The organism is Enterobacter sp. PTB (assembly GCF_051130085.1).
In the GTDB taxonomy this organism is placed as follows: Bacteria; Pseudomonadota; Gammaproteobacteria; order Enterobacterales; family Enterobacteriaceae; genus Enterobacter; species Enterobacter ludwigii.
The window spans coordinates 23940-44441 of sequence record NZ_JBDKEE010000011.1; the positions used below are offsets into that span (position 1 = coordinate 23940).

Sequence of the window (20502 nt, forward strand, 5' to 3'; positions counted from 1 at the left end):
AAATTCTCAGAAACAACACAAACAGGGCGGGCATTATACGCTCATTACCTGTTCAAACCAGTTTTTTTACCAGCTCTTCACTGTGCCGGATACGCTCTGGCGCGTGCTCCAGATCCTGTTGCACCAGGGCCATAAACAGCAGGTCGGTCAACATCATTTGCGCACTTGTCGAGGAGATCGCCGCGCTGCGCGTGGCCTGCTCTTCCGCGATAGTATATAAACAGCGCGTAGCCCGCTGCTGCAGCGCGTTGGGAGTAAACCCGGTGATGGCCAGAATCTTACCGCCTACGCGTAAGACTTCATCGGTAGCCATATTGATCTCGCGGCGTTCGCCGGAATAGGAGATCGCCAGCAGCAGATCGTTAGCATCCATCGCCTGCACGGTCGCCAGCAGGGCGTGCATATCCTGCTCGACAATGGCGTTGTAACCTATTTTTGTCAGCTTCCAGCCAAAGTTACGTGCCACCAGTCCGGACGCGCCTATCCCGGTCAAAATAATACGTCGCGCTGCACGCAACATCGCCACGCTTTCCAGTAATTTTTCTTCGGTATTCACATCAAGGGTGGCATGCATGGCCGCGACATTCTCTTTGATGAGCTTCTCTCCCACCAGACGCATCGGGTCATCGCCTCGAATCTGATTATGCACCGGCATCGACTGCGGATTGGGGTTACTCACCAGCGCTTCGCTAATCGCCAGCTTGAGAGCCGGGAAGCCTTTAAAGCCAATCTTCTGGGCAAATTTCACCACGCTCGACTGACTCACTCCGGCCTCACTCGCCAGCTGCTGCGAGCTGAGATGGCGGGCATGGTCGGGCTGAGAGAGCAGAAAATCCGCCAGCTTTTTGTCGCTTTGAGCAAAGCCTGCATAACGCTGACGAATGCGAATTAAACAGTTCATAGGTTCTCCTGGCGAAATTGTGATTGTCTGCGCAAATACGAATTTTGCTCGCCTGAATGAATTTTATATTCCATTATAGTGAGATTTTTATGAATTAAAAATTCTTGAGGTACAAAAGATGAATCTTGGCTCACTTGTTTCTGAAACGCGTAACCCACAAACCATGGATCTGGATGCGCTCAGCACCCTGGAGCTGGTTAACCGTTTTAATCAACAGGATACGCTGGTCGCGCAGGCAGTGAAAGAGACATTACCGGAGGTGGCGAAAGCCGTCGATGCGGCGGCGGAAGCACTGAAGGCCGGTGGTCGCATTATCTACATGGGCGCCGGAACCAGCGGGCGTCTTGGTGTGCTGGATGCCTCTGAATGTCCGCCAACGTTTGGTGTGCCGCACGGTCTGGTGGTCGGGTTGATTGCTGGCGGCCCTGGCGCGCTGCTGAAAGCCGTGGAAGGAGCGGAAGACAACAAACAGCTCGGCGAGGATGACCTGAAGGGGCTAAATCTGACCGCTCAGGATCTGGTTGTTGGGCTGGCGGCCTCCGGGCGTACGCCGTACGTTATCGGCGGCCTGGAGTATGCCAACAAGACGGGCTGCACCACGGTGGCGATTTCCTGTAATCCTGGCTCGCCGATTGCGCAGGTCGCTGCTATCGCTATCTCTCCGGTTGTCGGCCCGGAAGCGTTAACCGGCTCTACGCGCCTGAAATCCGGCACCGCGCAAAAGCTGGTGCTCAACATGATCTCCACTGGCGCCATGGTGAAGTTTGGCAAGGTTTATCAGAACCTGATGGTGGATATGCAAGCGACCAACGTCAAGCTGGTGGACAGAGCCTGCCGTATGGTCATGGAGGCGACGGGAGCAAGCCGCGAAGAGGCGGAAGCAGTACTGAAACAAACCGATCACGATGTTAAACCGGCCATTCTGATGATCTTGAGCGGACTGGACGCTGCGGCCGCCAGAGCAAGGCTCAATGCCCATAACGGGTTCTTACGGGCGGCATTAGAAAACTAACAGAGGCGTGTATGGACAAAACAGCAGCGCTCGCCAGCGATATCCTGCAGGGGATCGGTGGGGAAAAAAATATTCAGCGTCTGGAAAACTGCATGACGCGCGTGCGCGTCGAGGTGCATAACGACGAGCAGCTTGATGTGCCGCGTCTGAAGCAGCTTTCCGGCGTGAGTGGTTACGTTAAACAGGGGCAACAGCACCAGCTGATTGTCGGGCCGGGAAAGGCGGCGCAGGTTGTGGATGCCATGCGTGCGCTGATGGTCGGCGGCGAGAGCGTGGCGATCGATGACGTCGAACGTACGAAGGCGCAGGCAAAGGCCCGATACAAAGCCCCCATGAGCGATGCGCTGCGACAACTGGCCAACGTCTTTATTCCGCTGATCCCGGCGTTTATTGCCTCTGGCTTAATCACCGGGATCATCAATATTCTTAAGCGTCCGGATATCGTAGGGGACTTCGCGACCCACTACCCTAATTTATTAGGCATTCTCGGTATTTTCGGCAGCGCCGTGTTTGCCATCATGAACATTCTGGTGGGGGTCAACACCGCGAAGGTCTTTGGCGGCTCGCTGGCCATGGGCGGGGTGATGGCAGGTATTCTGTCCAGCCCACAACTGGCGCAGATAACCCTGTTTGGTGAGGCGCTCCAGCCTGGCCGCGGCGGGGTGATTGCCGTGCTGCTGGTGGTCATCCTGATGTGCTGGATCGAGAAGAAACTGCGCACTCTCCTGCTTGGATCAATTGAGCTGATCCTCAATCCACTGTTAACGACGTTGATCACCGGCAGCGTGGCTATTGTGGCGTTGCAACCGCTGGGGGGCTGGATCTCTGAGGCCATCGCCCATGGCGCATCGCTGGCTATCGATCGTGGCGGTCTGTTAGTGGGGGCCGTGCTGTCAGGTACCTTCTTGCCGCTGGTACTGACCGGTCTGCATCAGGGGCTGGTGCCGATCCACGTCGAGCTGGTGCAGGCGCACGGTTACAACGCGCTGCTGCCCATCCTGTCGATGGCTGGCGTGGGGCAGGTCGGGGCGGCGATTGCCGTACTGATGAAAACCCGCAACGCGCGGCTGAAAAAAGTGATCAAAGGTGCGTTGCCGGTCGGATTACTCGGAATTGGCGAGCCGCTGATTTTCGGCGTCACGCTGCCGCTGGGGAAACCGTTCCTCGGTGCTTGCCTGGGAGGGGCGGTAGGCGGAGCGCTGATCAGCTACTGGAAAGTGGCAACGGTGATCACCTTCGGGATCTCCGGGCTGCCGCTGGCGCTCACCATCGTGACCGGAAAAGTTATGCTCTATCTGTTAGGCTATCTGGTAGCGGTGATCGCCGGGTTCCTGTTTACCTGGCTGTTAGGATTCAACGATCCAGAGGAGTAAGGTTTGGCAAATCACGAGCGTCGCGTTGTTTTTTTCGACCTGGACGGTACGCTGCATCAGCAGGATATGTTTGGTACGTTTATGCGCTACCTGCTGCGGCGTCAGCCTTTGAATGCGCTGCTCGTATTACCTCTCTTACCCGTAATTGGCATTGCGCTGCTGCTAAAAGGTCGGGCAGCGCGCTGGCCAATGAGCCTGTTGCTCTGGGGCTGTACCTTTGGGCGCAGCGAAGCGCGGCTTAAACAGCTTCAGCAGGACTTTGTGCACTGGTTTCGCGGGCATGTGACCGCGTTTCCGGTTGTTCAGGCAAGGCTCACCAGCTATCTCGACGCGAACGATGCCGACATCTGGTTGATTACCGGATCCCCGCAAGCGCTGGTGGAACAGGTCTATTATGATACCCCGTGGCTGCCGCGGGTGAATCTTATCGCCACGCAAATTACCCGCGGGTACGGTGGATGGGTACTGACCATGCGCTGCCTGGGACATGAAAAGGTGGTGCAACTGGAGAAGCGAATCGGTACGCCACTGCGTCTTTACAGCGGCTACAGCGACAGCAAGCAGGACAACCCGCTGCTCTATTTTTGCCAGCATCGCTGGCGCGTCACGCCCGCAGGCGAACTTCAGCAACTCGAATAGTCTTATCTATAGCGGGTGTGTATAATGCCGCCCGCTTTTAGACTGGAGTATCAACCGTTGTGCAACCCTGAACGCGATCATGAATACTGGATGCGCCATGCGCTTACGCTTGCCCAGCGCGCCTGGGACGAGGGGGAAGTGCCCGTGGGTGCTGTGCTTGTCCACAATAACCAGGTGATAGGGGAAGGGTGGAACCGCCCGATTGGCCGTCACGATCCGACTGCGCACGCTGAAATCATGGCCCTTCGTCAGGGCGGAATGGTGCTGCAAAACTATCGTCTGCTTGATACCACGCTGTATGTCACGCTTGAGCCGTGCGTTATGTGTTCCGGCGCGATGGTGCATAGCCGTATCGGCACGCTGGTCTTTGGCGCGCGGGATGAAAAAACCGGAGCGGCCGGTTCGCTGATGGACGTACTGGGACACCCGGGAATGAACCACCAGGTGCAGACTATCGGTGGGGTACTTGCACCAGAGTGTGCGGGGCTATTAAGTGATTTCTTTCGAATGCGCCGTCAGCAGAAAAAGCAACAAAAGGCAGAATTGAAGTTGTCGGGCGAGTAAGTTCGTCCGGTGCCACCACCGGATAACTCTGGGCCAGCTGATTTGCCTCTGCCGCCTCTTTTTCCTTCTCCAGCAGATAACCCACCAGGCTAATCTGATATTTACGGATATTTTCCACGTAGGCGTAGGCTTCATGCCCGCGCGCGTAACCGTAGGTCAGCTTGTTGTACCACGGCTTCTGGCTCAGCAGCGGCAGGCGCTGTTTTACATCTGACCAGCTGTCCGGGTTACCTTTCGTTTTCGCCGTCAGCGCGCGCGCGTCAAGCATATGCGCGTAACCCATGTTGTAGGCTGCCAGCGCAAACCAGATCCGTTCCTCTTCAGGCACCGTCTCCGGCACTTTGCCCATCATGTCCTGCAGATACCGTGCGCCGCCGCTGATGCTCTGTTCTGCATCGGTGCGGTCGGTCAGCCCAAGGCTCTGAGCGGTATTTTTAGTGAGCATCATTAAGCCGCGAACGCCAGTGGGCGAGGTGGCCTGAGTATCCCAGTGGGATTCCTGATAAGAGATCGCTGCCAGTAATCGCCAGTCGATCTCCTGGGCATACTTCTCAAATAACGGCTGCAGGTCTGGCAGCACGCTATCGACTGCGCGCAAGAAGCTTCGGGTGTCGACGTAATCAAAATCGTCACCGTGGCCGAGGTATTTCTCTTCCAGACGCGCCAGCGTACCGTCTTCATTGATGGTGTTGAAGAAATCGAGCATCGCCGCAGAGAGGGTCTGATCGTCATCAAGCTGGCTAAACCAGGTCACCGGCTGTTCGTCTGTCACGTCCAGCGCCACCGCGATTTCGGGGTGCACGCGCTGGAAAAGGCTGATCGCGACCGAATCAGCGATGGTGTAGGGCAGTTTTTTATCTTTTACCTGGTCCAGCAGCTCAGTCGTACCGAGCTTAGGATCAACCGTCCAGCTCAGGTCCGGGAATTTCTTCTCCTTGAGCTCACGCAGATCGTCAATCACGACGTGGCCCGGGGCGATGGTCAACTGTTGAGCATTAATCGCCGCCAGCGTTCGCGGGCGCAGGCTCCCGACCCGGTAGACCAGCTGTTGCGAAACGGAGTAGTAGGTTGGGCCTGGCTGATAGTTCTTGCTGCGCTCGCTGTTGTACACCAGCCCGGCCGCAAGGATATCGGCATCGTTGTTATCCAGGTCATCAAACAGCTGGCTGATATTCTGACGGACGGTAATTTTGAGCTTCACGCCAAGATAGTCGGCAAACTGCTGCGCCAGTTCATAATCCAGGCCAATCGTTTTGCCGTTAATGTCGCTGTAAATCAGCGGCGAGTTGAGGGTACTGACGCGCAATTCCCCCCGCTCCTGTATGGCGGCGATACGGTTTTCGGCTTTACCGAACCAGGGGATGGAAGGCCAGAGGGCCACTGCCAGCAGCAACGTTACAATGCCGATGAGCAGATAATTAATCTTTAATTTTTTCAATTAGTTAATTCTCTGCGACGCCGGGTGCCTCAGTATGCTGTAGCCATGTTAAGAATAAGGTTTGCCATTGAATGAGCGGCATTTTGCGTAAAGTTACGCCACTTGGCAACAAATTAGAGAGAGAGGTCACATCTATTGTTAAACGTAAACGTTGATTTTATTTCGACGCAAACGGTTTCGTCGACGCTCAGGATTCTCTATAATGACGCCCGTTTTCCCCCTTGCGCACACTGTAAGCGCCCCGGCGCTTCGAAGACGAGAGACTTATGATGGAAATTCTGCGTGGTTCGCCTGCACTGTCTGCCTTCCGTATCAATAAACTGCTGGCACGTTTTCAGGCAGCCGACCTTCCGGTAAGCAATATTTACGCTGAGTATGTCCATTTTGCTGACCTGAATGCACCCCTGAATGCAGAGGAGCGAGTACAGCTGGAACGCCTGCTCAAATATGGTCCAAGCCTGAGCAGCCATACGCCAACCGGCAAACTGATCCTTGCGACGCCTCGTCCAGGCACCATCTCCCCCTGGTCTTCCAAAGCCACCGACATCGCCCACAACTGTGGTCTGAACCAGATTAACCGTCTGGAGCGCGGCGTGGCGTACTACGTTGAAGCGTCTACCCTGACCGATGCGCAGTGGCAAACCGTTGCCGCTGAGCTGCACGATCGCATGATGGAGAGTGTCTTTGCCTCTCTGGACGATGCGCAGAAACTCTTCTCCCACCATCAGCCTGCGCCGGTACAGAGCGTCGATTTGCTGGGGCAGGGCCGTCAGGCGCTGATTGACGCCAACCTGCGTCTCGGTCTGGCACTGGCAGAAGACGAAATTGACTACCTGCAGGATGCGTTTGTTAAGCTGAACCGCAACCCGAACGACATCGAACTTTACATGTTCGCTCAGGCAAACTCTGAGCACTGCCGTCACAAGATTTTCAACGCCGACTGGATTATCGACGGTGAAGAGCAGCCGAAGTCGCTGTTCAAAATGATCAAAAACACCATGGAAAAAACGCCTGACCACGTGCTGTCTGCCTACAAAGACAACGCCGCGGTGATGGAAGGTTCTGACGTGGGCCGCTTCTTCGCCGATCGCGAAGCAGGGCGCTATGATTTCCATCAGGAGCCGGCGCATATCCTGATGAAAGTCGAAACGCATAACCACCCGACGGCGATCTCGCCGTGGCCGGGTGCGGCGACCGGGTCTGGCGGGGAAATCCGCGACGAAGGCGCAACCGGACGGGGTGCTAAACCAAAAGCCGGTCTGGTGGGTTTCTCCGTCTCCAACCTGCGCATCCCGGGCTTTGAGCAGCCGTGGGAAGAGGATTTCGGCAAGCCGGAACGTATTGTGACCGCGCTGGATATCATGACCGAAGGCCCACTGGGCGGGGCGGCGTTCAACAATGAATTTGGACGTCCTGCGCTGAACGGTTACTTCCGTACCTACGAAGAGAAAGTGGAGAGCCACAACGGCGAAGAGCTGCGCGGCTATCACAAACCGATCATGCTGGCTGGCGGAATCGGTAACATTCGCGCCGATCACGTGCAAAAAGGCGAGATCGTAGTCGGTGCGAAGCTGATCGTCCTGGGTGGCCCGGCTATGAACATCGGCCTGGGCGGCGGGGCTGCCTCCTCTATGACCTCCGGTCAGTCTGATGCGGATCTCGATTTTGCATCCGTACAGCGTGATAACCCGGAGATGGAACGCCGTTGCCAGGAGGTCATTGACCGCTGCTGGCAGTTGGGTGATGCCAACCCCATCCTCTTTATTCACGACGTAGGCGCGGGTGGTCTGTCCAACGCCATGCCGGAGCTGGTCAGTGACGGTGGTCGTGGCGGTCGTTTCAACCTGCGCGACATCCTGAGTGATGAGCCAGGCATGAGCCCGCTGGAAATCTGGTGTAACGAATCCCAGGAACGTTATGTTCTGGCCGTCGCTGCCGATCAGTTGCCGCTGTTTGACGAGCTGTGCCGCCGCGAGCGTGCCCCGTATGCCGTCATCGGTGAAGCGACCGAAGAGCTGCACCTGTCCCTGAGCGACACCCATTTCGACAACCAGCCGATCGATCTGCCGCTGGACGTGCTGCTCGGTAAAACGCCGAAGATGACCCGCGACGTTGAGACCCGTAAAGCAGCTGGCAAAGCGCTGGATCGTCAGGGCATTACCGTGGCTGACGCGGTCAATCGCGTTCTGCACCTGCCGGCCGTGGCGGAGAAAACCTTCCTGGTCACTATCGGCGACCGTACCGTGACCGGTATGGTGTCGCGCGATCAGATGGTTGGCCCGTGGCAGATCCCGGTGGCTAACTGTGCCGTCACCACCGCGAGTCTCGACAGCTACTACGGTGAAGCGATGGCGCTGGGCGAACGTACCCCGGTCGCTCTGCTGGACTTCGCCGCGTCTGCTCGCCTGGCCGTTGGTGAAGCACTGACCAACATTGCCGCAACGCAGATTGGCGACATTAAACGTATCAAACTTTCCGCGAACTGGATGGCCGCAGCGGGCCACCCGGGCGAAGATGCGGGCCTGTATGAAGCCGTGAAGGCGGTGGGTGAAGAGCTCTGCCCGGCACTTGGCCTGACCATTCCGGTGGGTAAAGACTCCATGTCGATGAAGACCCGCTGGCAGGAGGGTAACGAGCAGCGCGAGATGACCTCTCCGCTATCGCTGATCATCTCCGCGTTTGCCCGCGTAGAAGACGTGCGCCATACCGTGACGCCACAGCTGGTGACTGAAGATAACGCCCTGCTGCTGATTGACCTGGGTAAAGGCCATAACGCGCTGGGAGCGACCGCGCTGGCGCAGGTTTATCGCCAGCTGGGTGATAAGCCGGCAGATGTACGTGATGTGGCGCAGTTAAAAGGTTTCTACGACGCCATCCAGGCCCTGGTGGCACAGCGTAAACTGCTGGCCTACCACGACCGTTCCGACGGCGGCCTGCTGGTTACTCTGGCTGAGATGGCCTTCACCGGCCACTGCGGCGTCGAAGCGAACATCGCGACGCTGGGCGAGGATCGTCTGGCGGCGCTGTTTAACGAAGAACTGGGCGCGGTGATTCAGGTGCGTGCCGCAGATCGTGACGTGGTTGAAAGCGTACTGGCTCAGCACGGCCTGGCAGACTGCGTGCATCATCTGGGTAAAGCCGTGCAGGGCGACCGTTTTGTCATTGAAGCGGATGGCCACGCGGTGTTCAGCGAGAGCCGTTCTACCCTGCGTATGTGGTGGGCTGAAACCACCTGGCAGATGCAGCGCCTGCGTGACAACCCGGAGTGTGCCGATCAGGAACACAACGCGAAGGCTAACGACAACGATCCTGGCCTGAACGTGAAGCTCTCCTTCGACATCAACGAAGATATCGCCGCGCCGTACATTGCGACCGGCGCGCGTCCGAAAGTGGCCGTACTGCGTGAGCAGGGCGTCAACTCCCACGTTGAGATGGCTGCTGCCTTCTACCGTGCGGGTTTTGATGCCATCGACGTTCACATGAGCGACCTGCTGGCCGGGCGTACCGGTCTGGAAGATTTCCAGGCGCTGGTCGCCTGCGGTGGTTTCTCTTACGGCGACGTGCTGGGTGCAGGTGAGGGTTGGGCGAAGTCCATCCTCTTCAACAGCCGTGTCCGCGACGAGTTTGAAACCTTCTTCCACCGTCCGCAAACGCTGGCGCTGGGCGTATGTAATGGCTGTCAGATGATGTCCAACCTGCGCGAGCTGATCCCCGGTAGCGAAGCCTGGCCGCGCTTTGTGCGTAACCAGTCCGACCGCTTTGAAGCGCGTTTCAGCCTCGTGGAAGTGACCCAAAGCCCGTCTCTGCTGCTGCAGGGCATGGTAGGGTCGCAGATGCCAATCGCCGTTTCCCATGGCGAAGGCCAGGTTGAAGTGCGCGATGCAGCTCATCTGGCTCAGCTTGAAAGCAAAGGCCTGGTGGCGCTGCGCTTTGTCGATAACTTCGGCAAGGTGACAGAATCCTACCCGGCTAACCCGAACGGTTCGGTGAACGGTATCACTGCGGTGACCAGCGAAAGCGGTCGTGCGACCATTATGATGCCGCACCCGGAACGTGTGTTCCGTACCGTGAGCAACTCCTGGCACCCGGAAAACTGGGGCGAGGACAGCCCGTGGATGCGTATCTTCCGTAATGCGCGTAAACAGCTAGGTTAAGCGTACCGCTACTCCCACAGCAGGCCCGGTAAGCGAAAACGCCACCGGGCTTTTTTGTGCCTGTCGCAAAACCGCGACAATCCGCTATTCGTGGTGTCTCCAAAAGGAGACATTTAACCCATTGAATTATATAGGGTGTGGTAGGTTGTCGTTAAGGTGTTGCTTTTTAGCGACACTTAGCCTGGAAATCATTCAGCGGGCAATTAACGGCATAATTGCATAAAATAGATAAATATCAATAAGATAATTTATTGTTTTGCATTATGGCACGAGTGTTGCATAATATTAATCAGTGGCTCATTCACCTTCTTATGTCAGCCCCTTCGGGACGTGCTACATAAACTTCGAATGACGCACAAAAAGGTGCCTGCCGTCCAACTACTGATCATAGCGTTGCTTTATCAGGCCAGGGCGAAACGTCGAGTTAGGCACCGCCTCATTCCATGACAAAGCCGGGTTTTTACCCGGCTTTGTTGTATCTGAAGGGCAGACTCAGTTACGCTCTCCTTAAACCCCGATAAAGAGAGTAATGCGTTGAAACGCTGGCCCGTTTTTCCTCGTTCCCTGCGACAGCTTGTCATGATGGCCTTTCTGCTAATCCTGCTGCCTTTGCTGATCCTGGCATGGCAGGCGTGGCAGAGTCTCAACGCGCTGAGTGCGCAGGCGGCACTGACTAACCGCACGACGCTGATCGACGCCCGACGCAGTGAAGCGATGACTAACGCCGCGCTGGAGATGGAACGCAGCTATCGCCAGTACTGCGTGCTTGACGATCCTACTCTGGAAAAGGTCTATCAGAATCAACGTAAACGCTACAGTGAAATGCTGGACGCCCATGCAGGGGTGCTGCCGGACGATAAGCTTTATCAGGCGTTACGTCAGGATTTGAACGATCTGGCGCAACTGCAGTGTAAGAACAGCGGCCCGGATGCCGCAGCGGCTGCCCGTCTTGAAGCCTTTGCGAATGCCAATACCGAGATGGTGCAGTCTACCCGCACGGTTATCTTCTCGCGCGGGCAACAGCTGCAGCAGGAGATTGCGGAACGTGGCCAGTTCTTTGGCTGGCAGGCGCTGGTGCTGTTCCTCGTCAGCCTCGGCCTGGTTCTGCTCTTTACCCGCATGATCATCGGCCCGGTGAAGGGTATCCAGCGCATGATTAACCGCCTGGGCGAGGGGAAGTCTCTCGGGGATACGGTCGCCTTTAAAGGCCCGCGCGAGTTGCGCTCCGTTGGCCAGCGCATTATCTGGCTTTCTGAACGTCTGGCATGGCTGGAATCCCAGCGCCATCAGTTCTTGCGCCATATTTCCCATGAGCTTAAAACGCCGCTTGCCAGCATGCGAGAAGGAACGGAACTGCTGGCGGATGAAGTGGCGGGGCCGCTTACGCCCGAACAGAAAGAGATTGTCGACATCCTGGATGCCAGCAGCCGCAATCTGCAAAAGCTGATTGAGCAACTGCTGGACTACAACCGCAAGCTGGCGGATGGCGCGGTGGTGCTGGAAAACGTTGATATTGCGCCGCTGGTGGATATGGTGATCTCCGCCCATAGCTTGCCAGCAAGAGCTAAAATGATGCATACCGGGGTGGAGCTCAGTGAGCCAACCTGCCTCGCGGAACCGATGCTGTTGATGAGCGTTCTGGATAATCTTTACTCCAATGCGGTGCACTATGGTACTGAATCCGGTAACATTTATATCCGAAGTTATACGAATGGTTCACGGGTGTTTATTGACGTCGCTAACACCGGCATTCCAATCCCTGATGACGAAAAAACCATGATCTTTGAACCCTTTTTCCAGGGAAGTCATCAGCGGAAAGGGGCGGTAAAAGGAAGTGGGCTGGGCCTGAGTATTGCCCGGGACTGCATACGACGCATGCAGGGTGAGCTGAAAATTGCCACGGACGAACGGTCAGATGTTTGCTTCCGTATTGAACTGCCCCTGAGCCGGAAAAATCAATGAAATGAATCTATGCCTGGTGAGTATGTCACACGTCTTTTCCCGCGCCGTGCGCGCGGTGTTTTCCAGCAATATGTTTCGCCTGAGCCTGCCCTGTTTATTTCTGGCGGGCTGTGTTTCCCATGTGCCGCAAAGTGCGATTAGCGATAAACAACAAGATAAATGGCCAGATAATCAGCTGGCAGATTTTCTGTCGACCCGCTGTGACGACATCTGGAATCTGTCGGGGCATGACGTCGAGAGCAATCCGCTGTTCTGGCTACGTGGAATAGATTGCGCCCAGCGTCTGGCGCCGGTTGAGGCGCGCTCGCAAGCGGCGATGCTCAATGACGATACCTGGCAGGACGCGTTCAAGCGTGGAATTTTACTCGCGGATGCGAAAATCACCCCCGTTGAGCGTCGCACCAACGTCACGCGGCTGGACACGTTTGTTGGAAATCTTCCGGCGCAGGTGCGCCCGGTGTATCAGCTCTGGCGTGATGGTCAGGCGTTGCAACTGCAGTTGTCTGAAGAGCGTTTTCGCTACAGCAAATTACAGCAATCCACCGACAGCGAGCTAGATACGCTGCGCCAGCAGGAGCAGCACTTGCGTGCTCAACTGGATACCACGACGCGCAAGCTTGAAAACCTGACCGACATCGAAAGACAGCTCTCGACGCGTAAACCGGCCGGAAATTATCTGCCTGACGCGCCAAAAGGGTCAGCCGCGACGCCAGACGGTGATGCGCAGAAACAAGAGGATGTGAAGCCATGACAAGCCGAAAACCTGCCCATCTCTTACTGGTGGATGACGATCCGGGGCTGTTAAAGCTGCTGGGGATGCGTCTGGTCAGTGAAGGCTACAGCGTGGTGACGGCGGAAAGCGGGCAGGAGGGGCTGAAAGTCCTGAGCCGCGAGAAGGTTGATCTGGTGATTAGCGACCTGCGAATGGATGAAATGGATGGCCTGCAGCTGTTCGCGGAGATCCAGAAGCAGCAGCCTGGCATGCCGGTGATCATCCTGACGGCGCATGGATCAATTCCGGATGCCGTTGCCGCGACGCAGCAGGGGGTATTCAGCTTCCTCACCAAGCCGGTAGATAAAGATGCCCTCTATAAGGCTATCGACAGCGCGCTTGAGCACGCGGCTCCGTCGAATGATGAAGCGTGGCGGGAGTCTATCGTCACCCGCAGCCCGAGTATGCTGCGTCTGCTCGAACAGGCCCGGATGGTGGCACAGTCAGACGTTAGCGTGCTGATTAACGGCCAGAGCGGTACCGGGAAAGAGATCCTTGCCCAGGCTATCCATAACGCCAGCCCGCGCAGCAAAAACGCCTTTATCGCGATTAACTGTGGTGCGCTCCCTGAACAACTGCTTGAGTCTGAACTGTTTGGTCATGCCCGCGGGGCGTTCACCGGGGCGGTGAGCAGCCGGGAAGGGCTTTTCCAGGCGGCAGAAGGCGGCACACTTTTCCTGGACGAGATTGGCGATATGCCGGCACCGCTGCAGGTCAAATTGCTGCGTGTTTTGCAGGAGCGAAAAGTGCGCCCCCTCGGCAGTAACCGCGATATCGATATTAACGTGCGTATCATTTCGGCCACGCACCGCGATTTACCAAAAGTCATGGCGCGCAACGAGTTTCGTGAAGATCTCTACTACCGTCTGAACGTGGTGAACCTGAAAATTCCGGCACTGGCCGAACGGGCGGAAGATATTCCGCTGCTGGCAAACCATCTTTTGCGTCAGGCGGCCGATCGGCATAAGCCTTTTGTCCGGGCGTTTTCCACCGATGCGATGAAACGGCTGATGGCTGCAAGCTGGCCGGGCAACGTGCGCCAGCTGGTGAACGTTATTGAACAGTGCGTGGCGCTTACTTCGTCACCCGTCATTAGCGACGCGCTGGTGGAGCAGGCGCTGGAAGGGGAAAACACCGCGCTGCCGACGTTTGCAGAGGCGCGTAATCAGTTCGAGCTGAACTATCTGCGCAAGCTCCTGCAGATAACCAAAGGCAACGTAACCCATGCGGCGCGTATGGCCGGGCGCAACCGTACCGAGTTCTACAAGCTGCTCTCCCGCCATGAGCTGGAAGCAAACGATTTTAAAGAGTAGTACCGCAAAATCTGAATGAGTATGATACTGTGAGCAACCGATTACGAAGCAGCTTACAGGCAAGAGTTTAAGGACCCACCATGAAAAAGATTGATGCGATTATTAAACCTTTCAAACTGGATGATGTGCGTGAAGCGCTGGCGGAAGTGGGCATCACCGGGATGACAGTGACGGAAGTGAAAGGTTTTGGTCGCCAGAAGGGCCACACCGAACTTTACCGTGGCGCAGAGTACATGGTGGACTTTCTGCCAAAAGTGAAAATTGAAATCGTGGTGAGCGACGATATCGTGGATACCTGTGTGGATACCATTATCCGTACGGCGCAGACCGGCAAAATTGGCGACGGTAAAATCTTCGTCTTTGATGTGGCACGCGTGATCCGTATCCGTACCGGTGAAGAAGACGACGCCGCGATTTAATCGTCAGTACCTGATTCCTGATTCAGCCGGGTGGCGCTATGCTTACCCGGCCTGCAAAAACTCACCGGCCGGGAAAGTGTAGCGCCATCGGGCGATTACAGTACTTTATGCGGCCCGAAACATTCGTAATGAATGTTGTCTTTATTCACACCCAACTCCACCAGCTGCTTCGCGGCATACTGCATAAACGCTACCGGTCCGCAGACGTAAAACTGCATCTCCGGCGCGCTGAATGCCCCTTCGTGCTGACTCAAATTCATCAGACCTTCGCTGTCAAAGCGTGCGGCTGCACGGTCGGCATCCGTCGGCAGACGATACCAGGTATGGGCGGTAAAGCGTGGCAGACCGGAAGCCAGCGCATTCACTTCATCGGCAAACGCATGCACTTCACCGTTCTCGGCGGCGTGGAACCAGTTTACCTGCGCGCTGTGGTTTGATTTAGCGAGGGTGTCGAGCATCGCCAGCATTGGCGTCTGGCCCACCCCGGCTGAGATCAGGGTGACCGGCGTATTCGCCTCAACCGCCATAAAGAAATCGCCCGCAGGCGCGGCCAGATGAACCACATCACCCACGTTAGCCTCGTTATGCAGCCAGTTTGATACCTGGCCACCATCTTCGCGTTTTACGGCAATGCGATAACGTTTACCGTCTGGTTTGCGGGTCAGGGAGTACTGGCGAATCTCCTGGTGCGGGAAACCTTCAGGCTTCAGCCACACGCCCAGATACTGCCCCGGCTGATAATCAGCGACCGGCTTGCCATCCACCGGCTCGAACTCAAAACTGGTGATGAGCTGGCTGCGCGGCGTTTTCTCGACGATACGGAAAGCGCGGGTACCTTCCCAGCCGCCTGCCTTACTGGCGTTTTCGCTGTAGATCTGTGCTTCACGGTTAATGAACACGTTTGCCAGCACGCCGTAGGCTTTTCCCCACGCGTCCAGCACCTCCTGACCCGGGCTAAACATCTCATCCAGTGTGGCCAGCAGATGGCCGCCGACGATATTGTACTGCTCCGGTTTGATCTGGAAGCTGGTGTGCTTCTGCGCAATTTTTTCCACGGCAGGCAGCAACGCCGCCAGGTTTTCGATATTACTGGCGTAGGCTGCGATGGCGTTGAACAGGGCTTCGCGCTGATCGCCGTTACGCTGGTTGCTCATGTTGAAAATCTCTTTCAACTCCGGGTTATGCGTAAACATACGATCGTAGAAATGGGCGGTGAGTTTCGGGCCGGTTTCGACCAGCAGGGGAATAGTGGCTTTAACTGTGGCGATGGTTTGAGCGTCGAGCATAGCAGCGTCCTTCAGTGGTGTTTTTAATGATGTATTTTAAATGCATCTTATAAAAAATACCCCTGCGTTGTAAATGGTTCTTTGCAACGTGAAAAATATGCATCACAAACCTGAAAAGAAATCCGTTGAAAATGATGAGGGCTTTATTCCTCAAACCCTTGCGTGGCGGGCAGGAAAACGTTTGCGTAAAATCGTTTGTCAAGACCTGTTATCACAGAACTAATCAGTTATACTGTTGCCCGTCGTCCAACAGGACTGCCTTTTCAGGCCAAAATTTTATTGTTAGCTGAGTCAGGAGATGCGGATGTTAAAGCGTGAAATGAACATTGCCGATTATGATGCCGAACTGTGGCAGGCTATGGAGCAGGAAAAAGTACGTCAGGAAGAGCACATCGAACTGATCGCCTCCGAAAACTACACCAGCCCGCGCGTAATGCAGGCGCAGGGTTCTCAGCTGACCAACAAATACGCTGAAGGTTACCCGGGCAAACGCTACTACGGCGGTTGCGAGTACGTTGATATCGTTGAGCAACTGGCCATCGATCGCGCTAAAGAACTGTTTGGCGCCGACTACGCTAACGTACAGCCGCACTCTGGCTCTCAGGCTAACTTCGCGGTCTACACCGCGCTGCTGCAACCGGGCGATACCGTTCTGGGTATGAACCTGGCGCAAGGCGGCCACCTGACTCACGGCTCTCCGGTTAACTTCTCTGGCAAACTGTACAATATCATTCCTTACGGCATTGATGAGTCCGGTAAAATTGACTACGAAGACATGGCGAAGCAGGCGCAGACCCACAAACCGAAGATGATTATCGGCGGTTTCTCTGCTTACTCCGGTATCGTTGACTGGGCAAAAATGCGTGAAATCGCAGACAGCATCGGTGCTTACCTGTTCGTTGACATGGCGCACGTTGCCGGCCTGATTGCTGCAGGCGTTTATCCGAACCCGGTTCCGCATGCTCACGTTGTAACCACCACCACGCACAAAACCCTGGCGGGCCCACGCGGTGGCTTGATCCTGGCAAAAGGTGGCGACGAAGAGCTGTACAAAAAGCTGAACTCTGCCGTATTCCCAAGCGCGCAGGGCGGCCCACTGATGCACGTTATCGCGGCGAAAGCGGTGGCGCTGAAAGAAGCGATGGAGCCAGAGTTTAAAGTTTACCAGCAGCAGGTTGCTAAAAACGCCAAAGCGATGGTGGAAGTCTTCCTGAACCGCGGTTACAAAGTGGTTTCCGGTGGTACTGAGAACCACCTGTTCCTGCTGGACCTGGTTGATAAAAACCTGACCGGTAAAGAAGCTGACGCTGCCCTTGGCCGTGCCAACATCACCGTGAACAAAAACAGCGTGCCAAACGATCCGAAGAGCCCGTTCGTGACCTCCGGTATCCGTATCGGTTCTCCGGCTGTTACTCGCCGCGGCTTTAAAGAAGCGGAAGTGAAAGAGCTGGCAGGCTGGATGTGTGACGTTCTGGACAATATCAATGACGAAGCGGTTATCGAGCGCGTTAAAGGTAAAGTTCTGGAAATCTGCGCACGCTTCCCGGTATACGCTTAATCTTTCTGTTTGCAGAAATAAAAAAGGCCGCGATTGCGGCCTTTTTTATGGGTTAACGCCGGTCAAGGGAGAGGGCTCCCGGTCCCACTATCGCCAGTAAAATAAACGCTCCGGCAATACTGATATTCTTGTAGAAGTTAATCATATTCGGCATGACGGCATCACCGGTCATATCCCAGTAGTGGTGGCCGATTATCGCGGTACCCAGCGTGTAAAATACAAAGAGTACGGCAACAGGGCGGGTGAAAAAGCCCAGCACGATCAGGATGGCGGCAGGCACCTCCATTACCACCGCAATAATGGCCGCCAGCATGGGCATGGGTGTACCCAGCGACGTCATATATTGTACGGTCCCGCTAAACCCCGTCAGTTTTGGATAGCCGAAGATAATAAACAGTACGACAAGCGCGATACGACCTATTAACAGCAACAGGTGACGTGCCTGGCCGAAATCTAAATAGCGAAGTGAGTTCATGGCAGAAATACCTCTGCAAGTGGAGTAATTTAAACGTAATACACATTTTCATTCCCTGCCATAAGTCAGATGACTGCACAATATGTTAAATTTTCGTTAATTTATAGCAGGCTATCTACTTGCTTAATTTTTGTATTCTCGCCAGACTATGGCCTCCATTTCGGGAGGGATTCATGGTCTTGCATTCCACGCGCTGGCTGGCGCTCAGTTATTTCACCTATTTCTTTAGCTACGGTATTTTTCTGCCTTTCTGGAGCGTCTGGCTCAAGGGGATCGGCCTGACGCCCGAGACCATAGGTATCCTGCTTGGCGCTGGTCTGGTGGCACGTTTCCTGGGAAGCCTGCTGATCGCACCGCGCGTCAGCGATCCCTCCTTGCTGATTAAGGCGGTACGCATTCTGGCGCTGTTGACGCTGGTCTTTGTCGCCTGTTTCTGGGTGAGCCACCAGTTTGCATGGCTGATGGTGGTGATGGTCGGTTTTAACCTCTTTTTCTCGCCGCTGGTTCCGCTGACGGATGCCCTGGCAAACACCTGGCAAAAACAGATAACGATGGATTATGGCCGCGTGCGGCTGTGGGGCTCAATTGCCTTTGTCATCGGCTCTGCAGTGGTGGGTAAACTGGTTAGCCTTTACGATTACCGTGCGATCCTTGCGCTGCTGAGTATCGGCATTGCCTCCATGCTGCTGGGGATGCTGTTGCGTCCATCGGTAATGCCGCAAGGTGAGGGCCGTCATCATGAAAGCGCCGGCTGGCCGGCCTGGCGAAGCCTGGTGGCACAAAGCTGGCGTTTCCTGGCCTGCGTCTGTCTGCTGCAGGGCGCGCACGCGGCGTACTATGGTTTCAGCGCCATCTACTGGCAGGGGGCAGGGTACTCCGCATCTGCAGTGGGTTACCTGTGGTCGCTCGGTGTGGTCGCTGAGGTGATTATCTTCGCGCTGAGCAAAAAGCTGTTCCGGCGCTTCGGCGCGCGCGATCTGCTCCTGCTTTCTGCTGTCTGTGGTGTCGTACGGTGGGGCATTATGGGCTGGACGACGGAGCTGCCGTGGCTGATCGTGGCGCAAATTCTGCACTGCGGTACCTTCACGGTATGTCATCTGGCGGCCATGCGCTATATCGCCGCGCGTGAAGGCGGGGATGTCATTCGGTTGCAGTCGGTTTATTCGGCGGTGGCGATGGGCGGCAGCATTGCGGTGATGACGGTCTTTGCGGGCTTCCTTTACCAGCATCTGGGACACGGGGTCTTCTGGGTCATGGCGCTTGTCGCCCTACCGGCGATGTTCGTTCGCCCTAAAGTCGCCGCGCGCGCGTAGCTACGATTCCAGCATGGCGCGAATATGTTCTTGCTGCTGCGTGTTCAGCGTCTCAACGGCGTGGATCAGCGGTGGTGAGAACAGGGGCAGGGCGGTCGGATAAGGGGTGATGACCAGCGCCGCTTCGCGCGGTGCCCCCTCTTTCTGATAGGCCTGCAGCGTCTGATATCGAATGTTGAGCGGCAGCAACGTCAATTCGCGCAGTTGCTGCTCTATCACGTCCTCACAGGATTTATCCTCTCCCGTCAATAACACCACCTGCTTCTCATGCAGATCGGTCTCCTGCATCAGCCAGGCGCCGAAAATGACCGCCACCAGGCTCATCTCTTCATCAGAAAAACGTAGCCCGAATTCCGCTTCCAGCTCAAACAACGCCTCTTTGGTGGTGCGTAACAGGCGGGGGTAGAGACGATGGATCTCTTCCGGCAGGCTATTGTCGATGCCTATCTCAAACAGCGAACGGTCCAGCGCCTGGGCCAGATGAATATAAAGCTGGTCGGTCAGCCCCTGTTCATCGCTGAAGTTCATCCCGGTTTGCGCCCGAAAACGGGCGACCATGCGCACAATCGCCCGACGCAGACGCTGATCCTGCTGATGCTTATCAAGCACAGGGTCAGGGGTGCGCAGCATCATAAACAGCAGTGCAAGAAACAGTTGTTCATCGCTGTGGGTCCCTTGTGGCACACGGCGTTTCCAGTGACGAACAATCTCCTGAGCGGTGAAATATTCCCCTCTTGATTGCGTCCAGTTACGCTGTACCGATGAAAACTGCGGGGTATTCCCCAGATGATGCTGCATCAGGCAATACTGCAGATAGAGCTGTAAAAACTGTACGTCCCGGCAATCAAACGGCCGCTGAAGCTTACGCGAGCAGAAGCTGATCAACGCCCGCAGGTTGGTATCGTCATAGAGAGGACGGGCAATGCCCTGCTGTTTAAGCGCGATTTTCAGCGCGGGGGTAAACTGATGCGAAACGAATTGCGGACACAGCCGCATAGCCCTGCGCAGCCAGTGCAGCAGGCATAAACGTTGATTCAGGGCTGAGCCTTCAATCCGGTAGCTGCCGTCATGGTACGTGACGATGTCGAGCCGGTGATAGCGCTGGATTTCATCGCGCGTCTCGGCTATATCTTGCCGTGCCATAGCGTCGTCCACGCCATTGGCAGCGATAATGCTCTGTGCGGTAACGGCAGCATCGGGCAGGTAAAGCATTAAAAGCACCTGGCAGCGGCGCTGCGAACTGGAAAGCACAGATGGAATTTCAAGCGTCGTCATCATCTGTCGGGTATCCAGTGGGAATGTTTGATAAGAATAGCTAAAGGA

General features: G+C 55.9%; 16 protein-coding genes. 11 read left to right on the forward strand and 5 right to left on the reverse strand.

Translation table 11 applies throughout. The annotated features are described in order from the left end of the window. Positions 1–52 precede the first annotated feature (52 nt). Positions 53–901, reverse strand: coding sequence for a MurR/RpiR family transcriptional regulator (locus AAIR21_RS14845; RefSeq protein ID WP_047743097.1), 849 nt, complete (start codon positions 899–901; stop codon positions 53–55). 118 nt (positions 902–1019) lie between these two features. Here AAIR21_RS14845 and murQ point away from each other — a divergent pair, with 118 nt between their 5' ends. Genes murQ through tadA form a run of 4 tightly spaced genes read left to right on the forward strand, consistent with a single transcriptional unit; the run spans position 1020 to position 4489 of the window. Then, complete coding sequence (gene murQ / locus AAIR21_RS14850; RefSeq protein ID WP_014171205.1) at positions 1020–1913, forward strand: N-acetylmuramic acid 6-phosphate etherase; 894 nt, start codon at positions 1020–1022, stop codon at positions 1911–1913. An 11-nt stretch (positions 1914–1924) separates the two neighbouring features. Continuing rightward, entirely contained in the window at positions 1925–3286 is a 1362-nt protein-coding gene (locus AAIR21_RS14855) for a PTS transporter subunit EIIC (protein WP_183516101.1), read from the forward strand. A 3-nt stretch (positions 3287–3289) separates the two neighbouring features. Continuing rightward, positions 3290–3925, forward strand: a complete 636-nt coding sequence (yfhb, locus tag AAIR21_RS14860) for a phosphatidylglycerophosphatase C (protein ID WP_020883009.1) — start codon at positions 3290–3292, stop codon at positions 3923–3925. Between the two features lie 24 nt (positions 3926–3949). Next, positions 3950–4489, forward strand: coding sequence for a tRNA adenosine(34) deaminase TadA (gene tadA / locus AAIR21_RS14865; protein ID WP_020883010.1), 540 nt, complete (start codon positions 3950–3952; stop codon positions 4487–4489). On the opposite strand, the gene mltF is transcribed toward tadA, so the two are convergent. Continuing rightward, positions 4377–5927: a membrane-bound lytic murein transglycosylase MltF gene (mltF, locus tag AAIR21_RS14870; protein ID WP_014171200.1), complete on the reverse strand. Its 1551-nt coding sequence runs from the start codon at positions 5925–5927 to the stop codon at positions 4377–4379. The genes tadA and mltF overlap by 113 nt on opposite strands. A 266-nt stretch (positions 5928–6193) precedes the next feature. Between mltF and purL the strand changes: the two genes are divergently transcribed. From purL to glnB, 5 genes are all read left to right on the forward strand, one after another. Continuing rightward, positions 6194–10081, forward strand: coding sequence for a phosphoribosylformylglycinamidine synthase (purL, locus tag AAIR21_RS14875; protein WP_183516102.1), 3888 nt, complete (start codon positions 6194–6196; stop codon positions 10079–10081). A gap of 534 nt (positions 10082–10615) precedes the next feature. Continuing rightward, positions 10616–12043 carry a two component system sensor histidine kinase QseE/GlrK gene (qseE, locus tag AAIR21_RS14880; protein ID WP_047955966.1) on the forward strand — a complete coding sequence of 476 codons (1428 nt, stop codon included), beginning with the start codon at positions 10616–10618 and terminating at the stop codon, positions 12041–12043. A gap of 1 nt (position 12044) precedes the next feature. After that, positions 12045–12794, forward strand: coding sequence for a two-component system QseEF-associated lipoprotein QseG (gene qseG, locus AAIR21_RS14885; protein WP_025203454.1), 750 nt, complete (start codon positions 12045–12047; stop codon positions 12792–12794). Next, complete coding sequence (gene glrR, locus AAIR21_RS14890) at positions 12791–14128, forward strand: two-component system response regulator GlrR (protein WP_183516103.1); 1338 nt, start codon at positions 12791–12793, stop codon at positions 14126–14128. Before qseG ends, glrR begins: the two co-directional genes overlap by 4 nt. A gap of 80 nt (positions 14129–14208) precedes the next feature. Further along, positions 14209–14547 carry a nitrogen regulatory protein P-II gene (gene glnB, locus AAIR21_RS14895; protein ID WP_003860685.1) on the forward strand — a complete coding sequence of 113 codons (339 nt, stop codon included), beginning with the start codon at positions 14209–14211 and terminating at the stop codon, positions 14545–14547. A gap of 95 nt (positions 14548–14642) precedes the next feature. Here the strand turns inward: glnB and hmpA are convergent, their stop codons facing one another. Further along, the gene (hmpA, locus tag AAIR21_RS14900; protein WP_025203455.1) at positions 14643–15833 is read right to left on the reverse strand and encodes an NO-inducible flavohemoprotein; all 1191 of its coding nucleotides are present in this window, start codon (positions 15831–15833) and stop codon (positions 14643–14645) included. A 304-nt stretch (positions 15834–16137) separates the two neighbouring features. Here hmpA and glyA point away from each other — a divergent pair, with 304 nt between their 5' ends. Further along, positions 16138–17391: a serine hydroxymethyltransferase gene (glyA, locus tag AAIR21_RS14905; RefSeq protein WP_020883014.1), complete on the forward strand. Its 1254-nt coding sequence runs from the start codon at positions 16138–16140 to the stop codon at positions 17389–17391. Between the two features lie 52 nt (positions 17392–17443). Here the strand turns inward: glyA and AAIR21_RS14910 are convergent, their stop codons facing one another. Beyond that, positions 17444–17866, reverse strand: coding sequence for a DoxX family protein (locus tag AAIR21_RS14910; protein ID WP_014171191.1), 423 nt, complete (start codon positions 17864–17866; stop codon positions 17444–17446). A gap of 173 nt (positions 17867–18039) precedes the next feature. Here AAIR21_RS14910 and AAIR21_RS14915 point away from each other — a divergent pair, with 173 nt between their 5' ends. After that, a complete protein-coding gene (locus AAIR21_RS14915) occupies positions 18040–19179 on the forward strand; it encodes a 3-phenylpropionate MFS transporter (RefSeq protein WP_183516104.1) in 1140 nt (379 codons plus the stop codon). Here AAIR21_RS14915 and csiE read toward each other — a convergent pair whose 3' ends face one another. Then, positions 19180–20457, reverse strand: a complete 1278-nt coding sequence (gene csiE / locus AAIR21_RS14920; protein ID WP_149376308.1) for a stationary phase inducible protein CsiE — start codon at positions 20455–20457, stop codon at positions 19180–19182. It lies immediately after the preceding gene. Between the last annotated feature and the right edge of the window lie 45 nt (positions 20458–20502).

Excerpts from the sequence above, each read along its gene's own strand:
- AAIR21_RS14845 (WP_047743097.1), bottom strand. The coding sequence starts at position 901 with ATGAACTGTTTAATTCGCATTCGTCAGCGTTATGCAGGCTTTGCTCAA.
- murQ (WP_014171205.1), top strand. The coding sequence starts at position 1,020 with ATGAATCTTGGCTCACTTGTTTCTGAAACGCGTAACCCACAAACCATG.
- AAIR21_RS14855 (WP_183516101.1), top strand. The coding sequence starts at position 1,925 with ATGGACAAAACAGCAGCGCTCGCCAGCGATATCCTGCAGGGGATCGGT.
- tadA (WP_020883010.1), top strand. The coding sequence starts at position 3,950 with ATGCCGCCCGCTTTTAGACTGGAGTATCAACCGTTGTGCAACCCTGAA.
- purL (WP_183516102.1), top strand. The coding sequence starts at position 6,194 with ATGATGGAAATTCTGCGTGGTTCGCCTGCACTGTCTGCCTTCCGTATC.
- qseG (WP_025203454.1), top strand. The coding sequence starts at position 12,045 with ATGAATCTATGCCTGGTGAGTATGTCACACGTCTTTTCCCGCGCCGTG.
- glrR (WP_183516103.1), top strand. The coding sequence starts at position 12,791 with ATGACAAGCCGAAAACCTGCCCATCTCTTACTGGTGGATGACGATCCG.
- glnB (WP_003860685.1), top strand. The coding sequence starts at position 14,209 with ATGAAAAAGATTGATGCGATTATTAAACCTTTCAAACTGGATGATGTG.
- hmpA (WP_025203455.1), bottom strand. The coding sequence starts at position 15,833 with ATGCTCGACGCTCAAACCATCGCCACAGTTAAAGCCACTATTCCCCTG.
- glyA (WP_020883014.1), top strand. The coding sequence starts at position 16,138 with ATGTTAAAGCGTGAAATGAACATTGCCGATTATGATGCCGAACTGTGG.
- AAIR21_RS14910 (WP_014171191.1), bottom strand. The coding sequence starts at position 17,866 with ATGAACTCACTTCGCTATTTAGATTTCGGCCAGGCACGTCACCTGTTG.
- AAIR21_RS14915 (WP_183516104.1), top strand. The coding sequence starts at position 18,040 with ATGGTCTTGCATTCCACGCGCTGGCTGGCGCTCAGTTATTTCACCTAT.
- csiE (WP_149376308.1), bottom strand. The coding sequence starts at position 20,457 with ATGATGACGACGCTTGAAATTCCATCTGTGCTTTCCAGTTCGCAGCGC.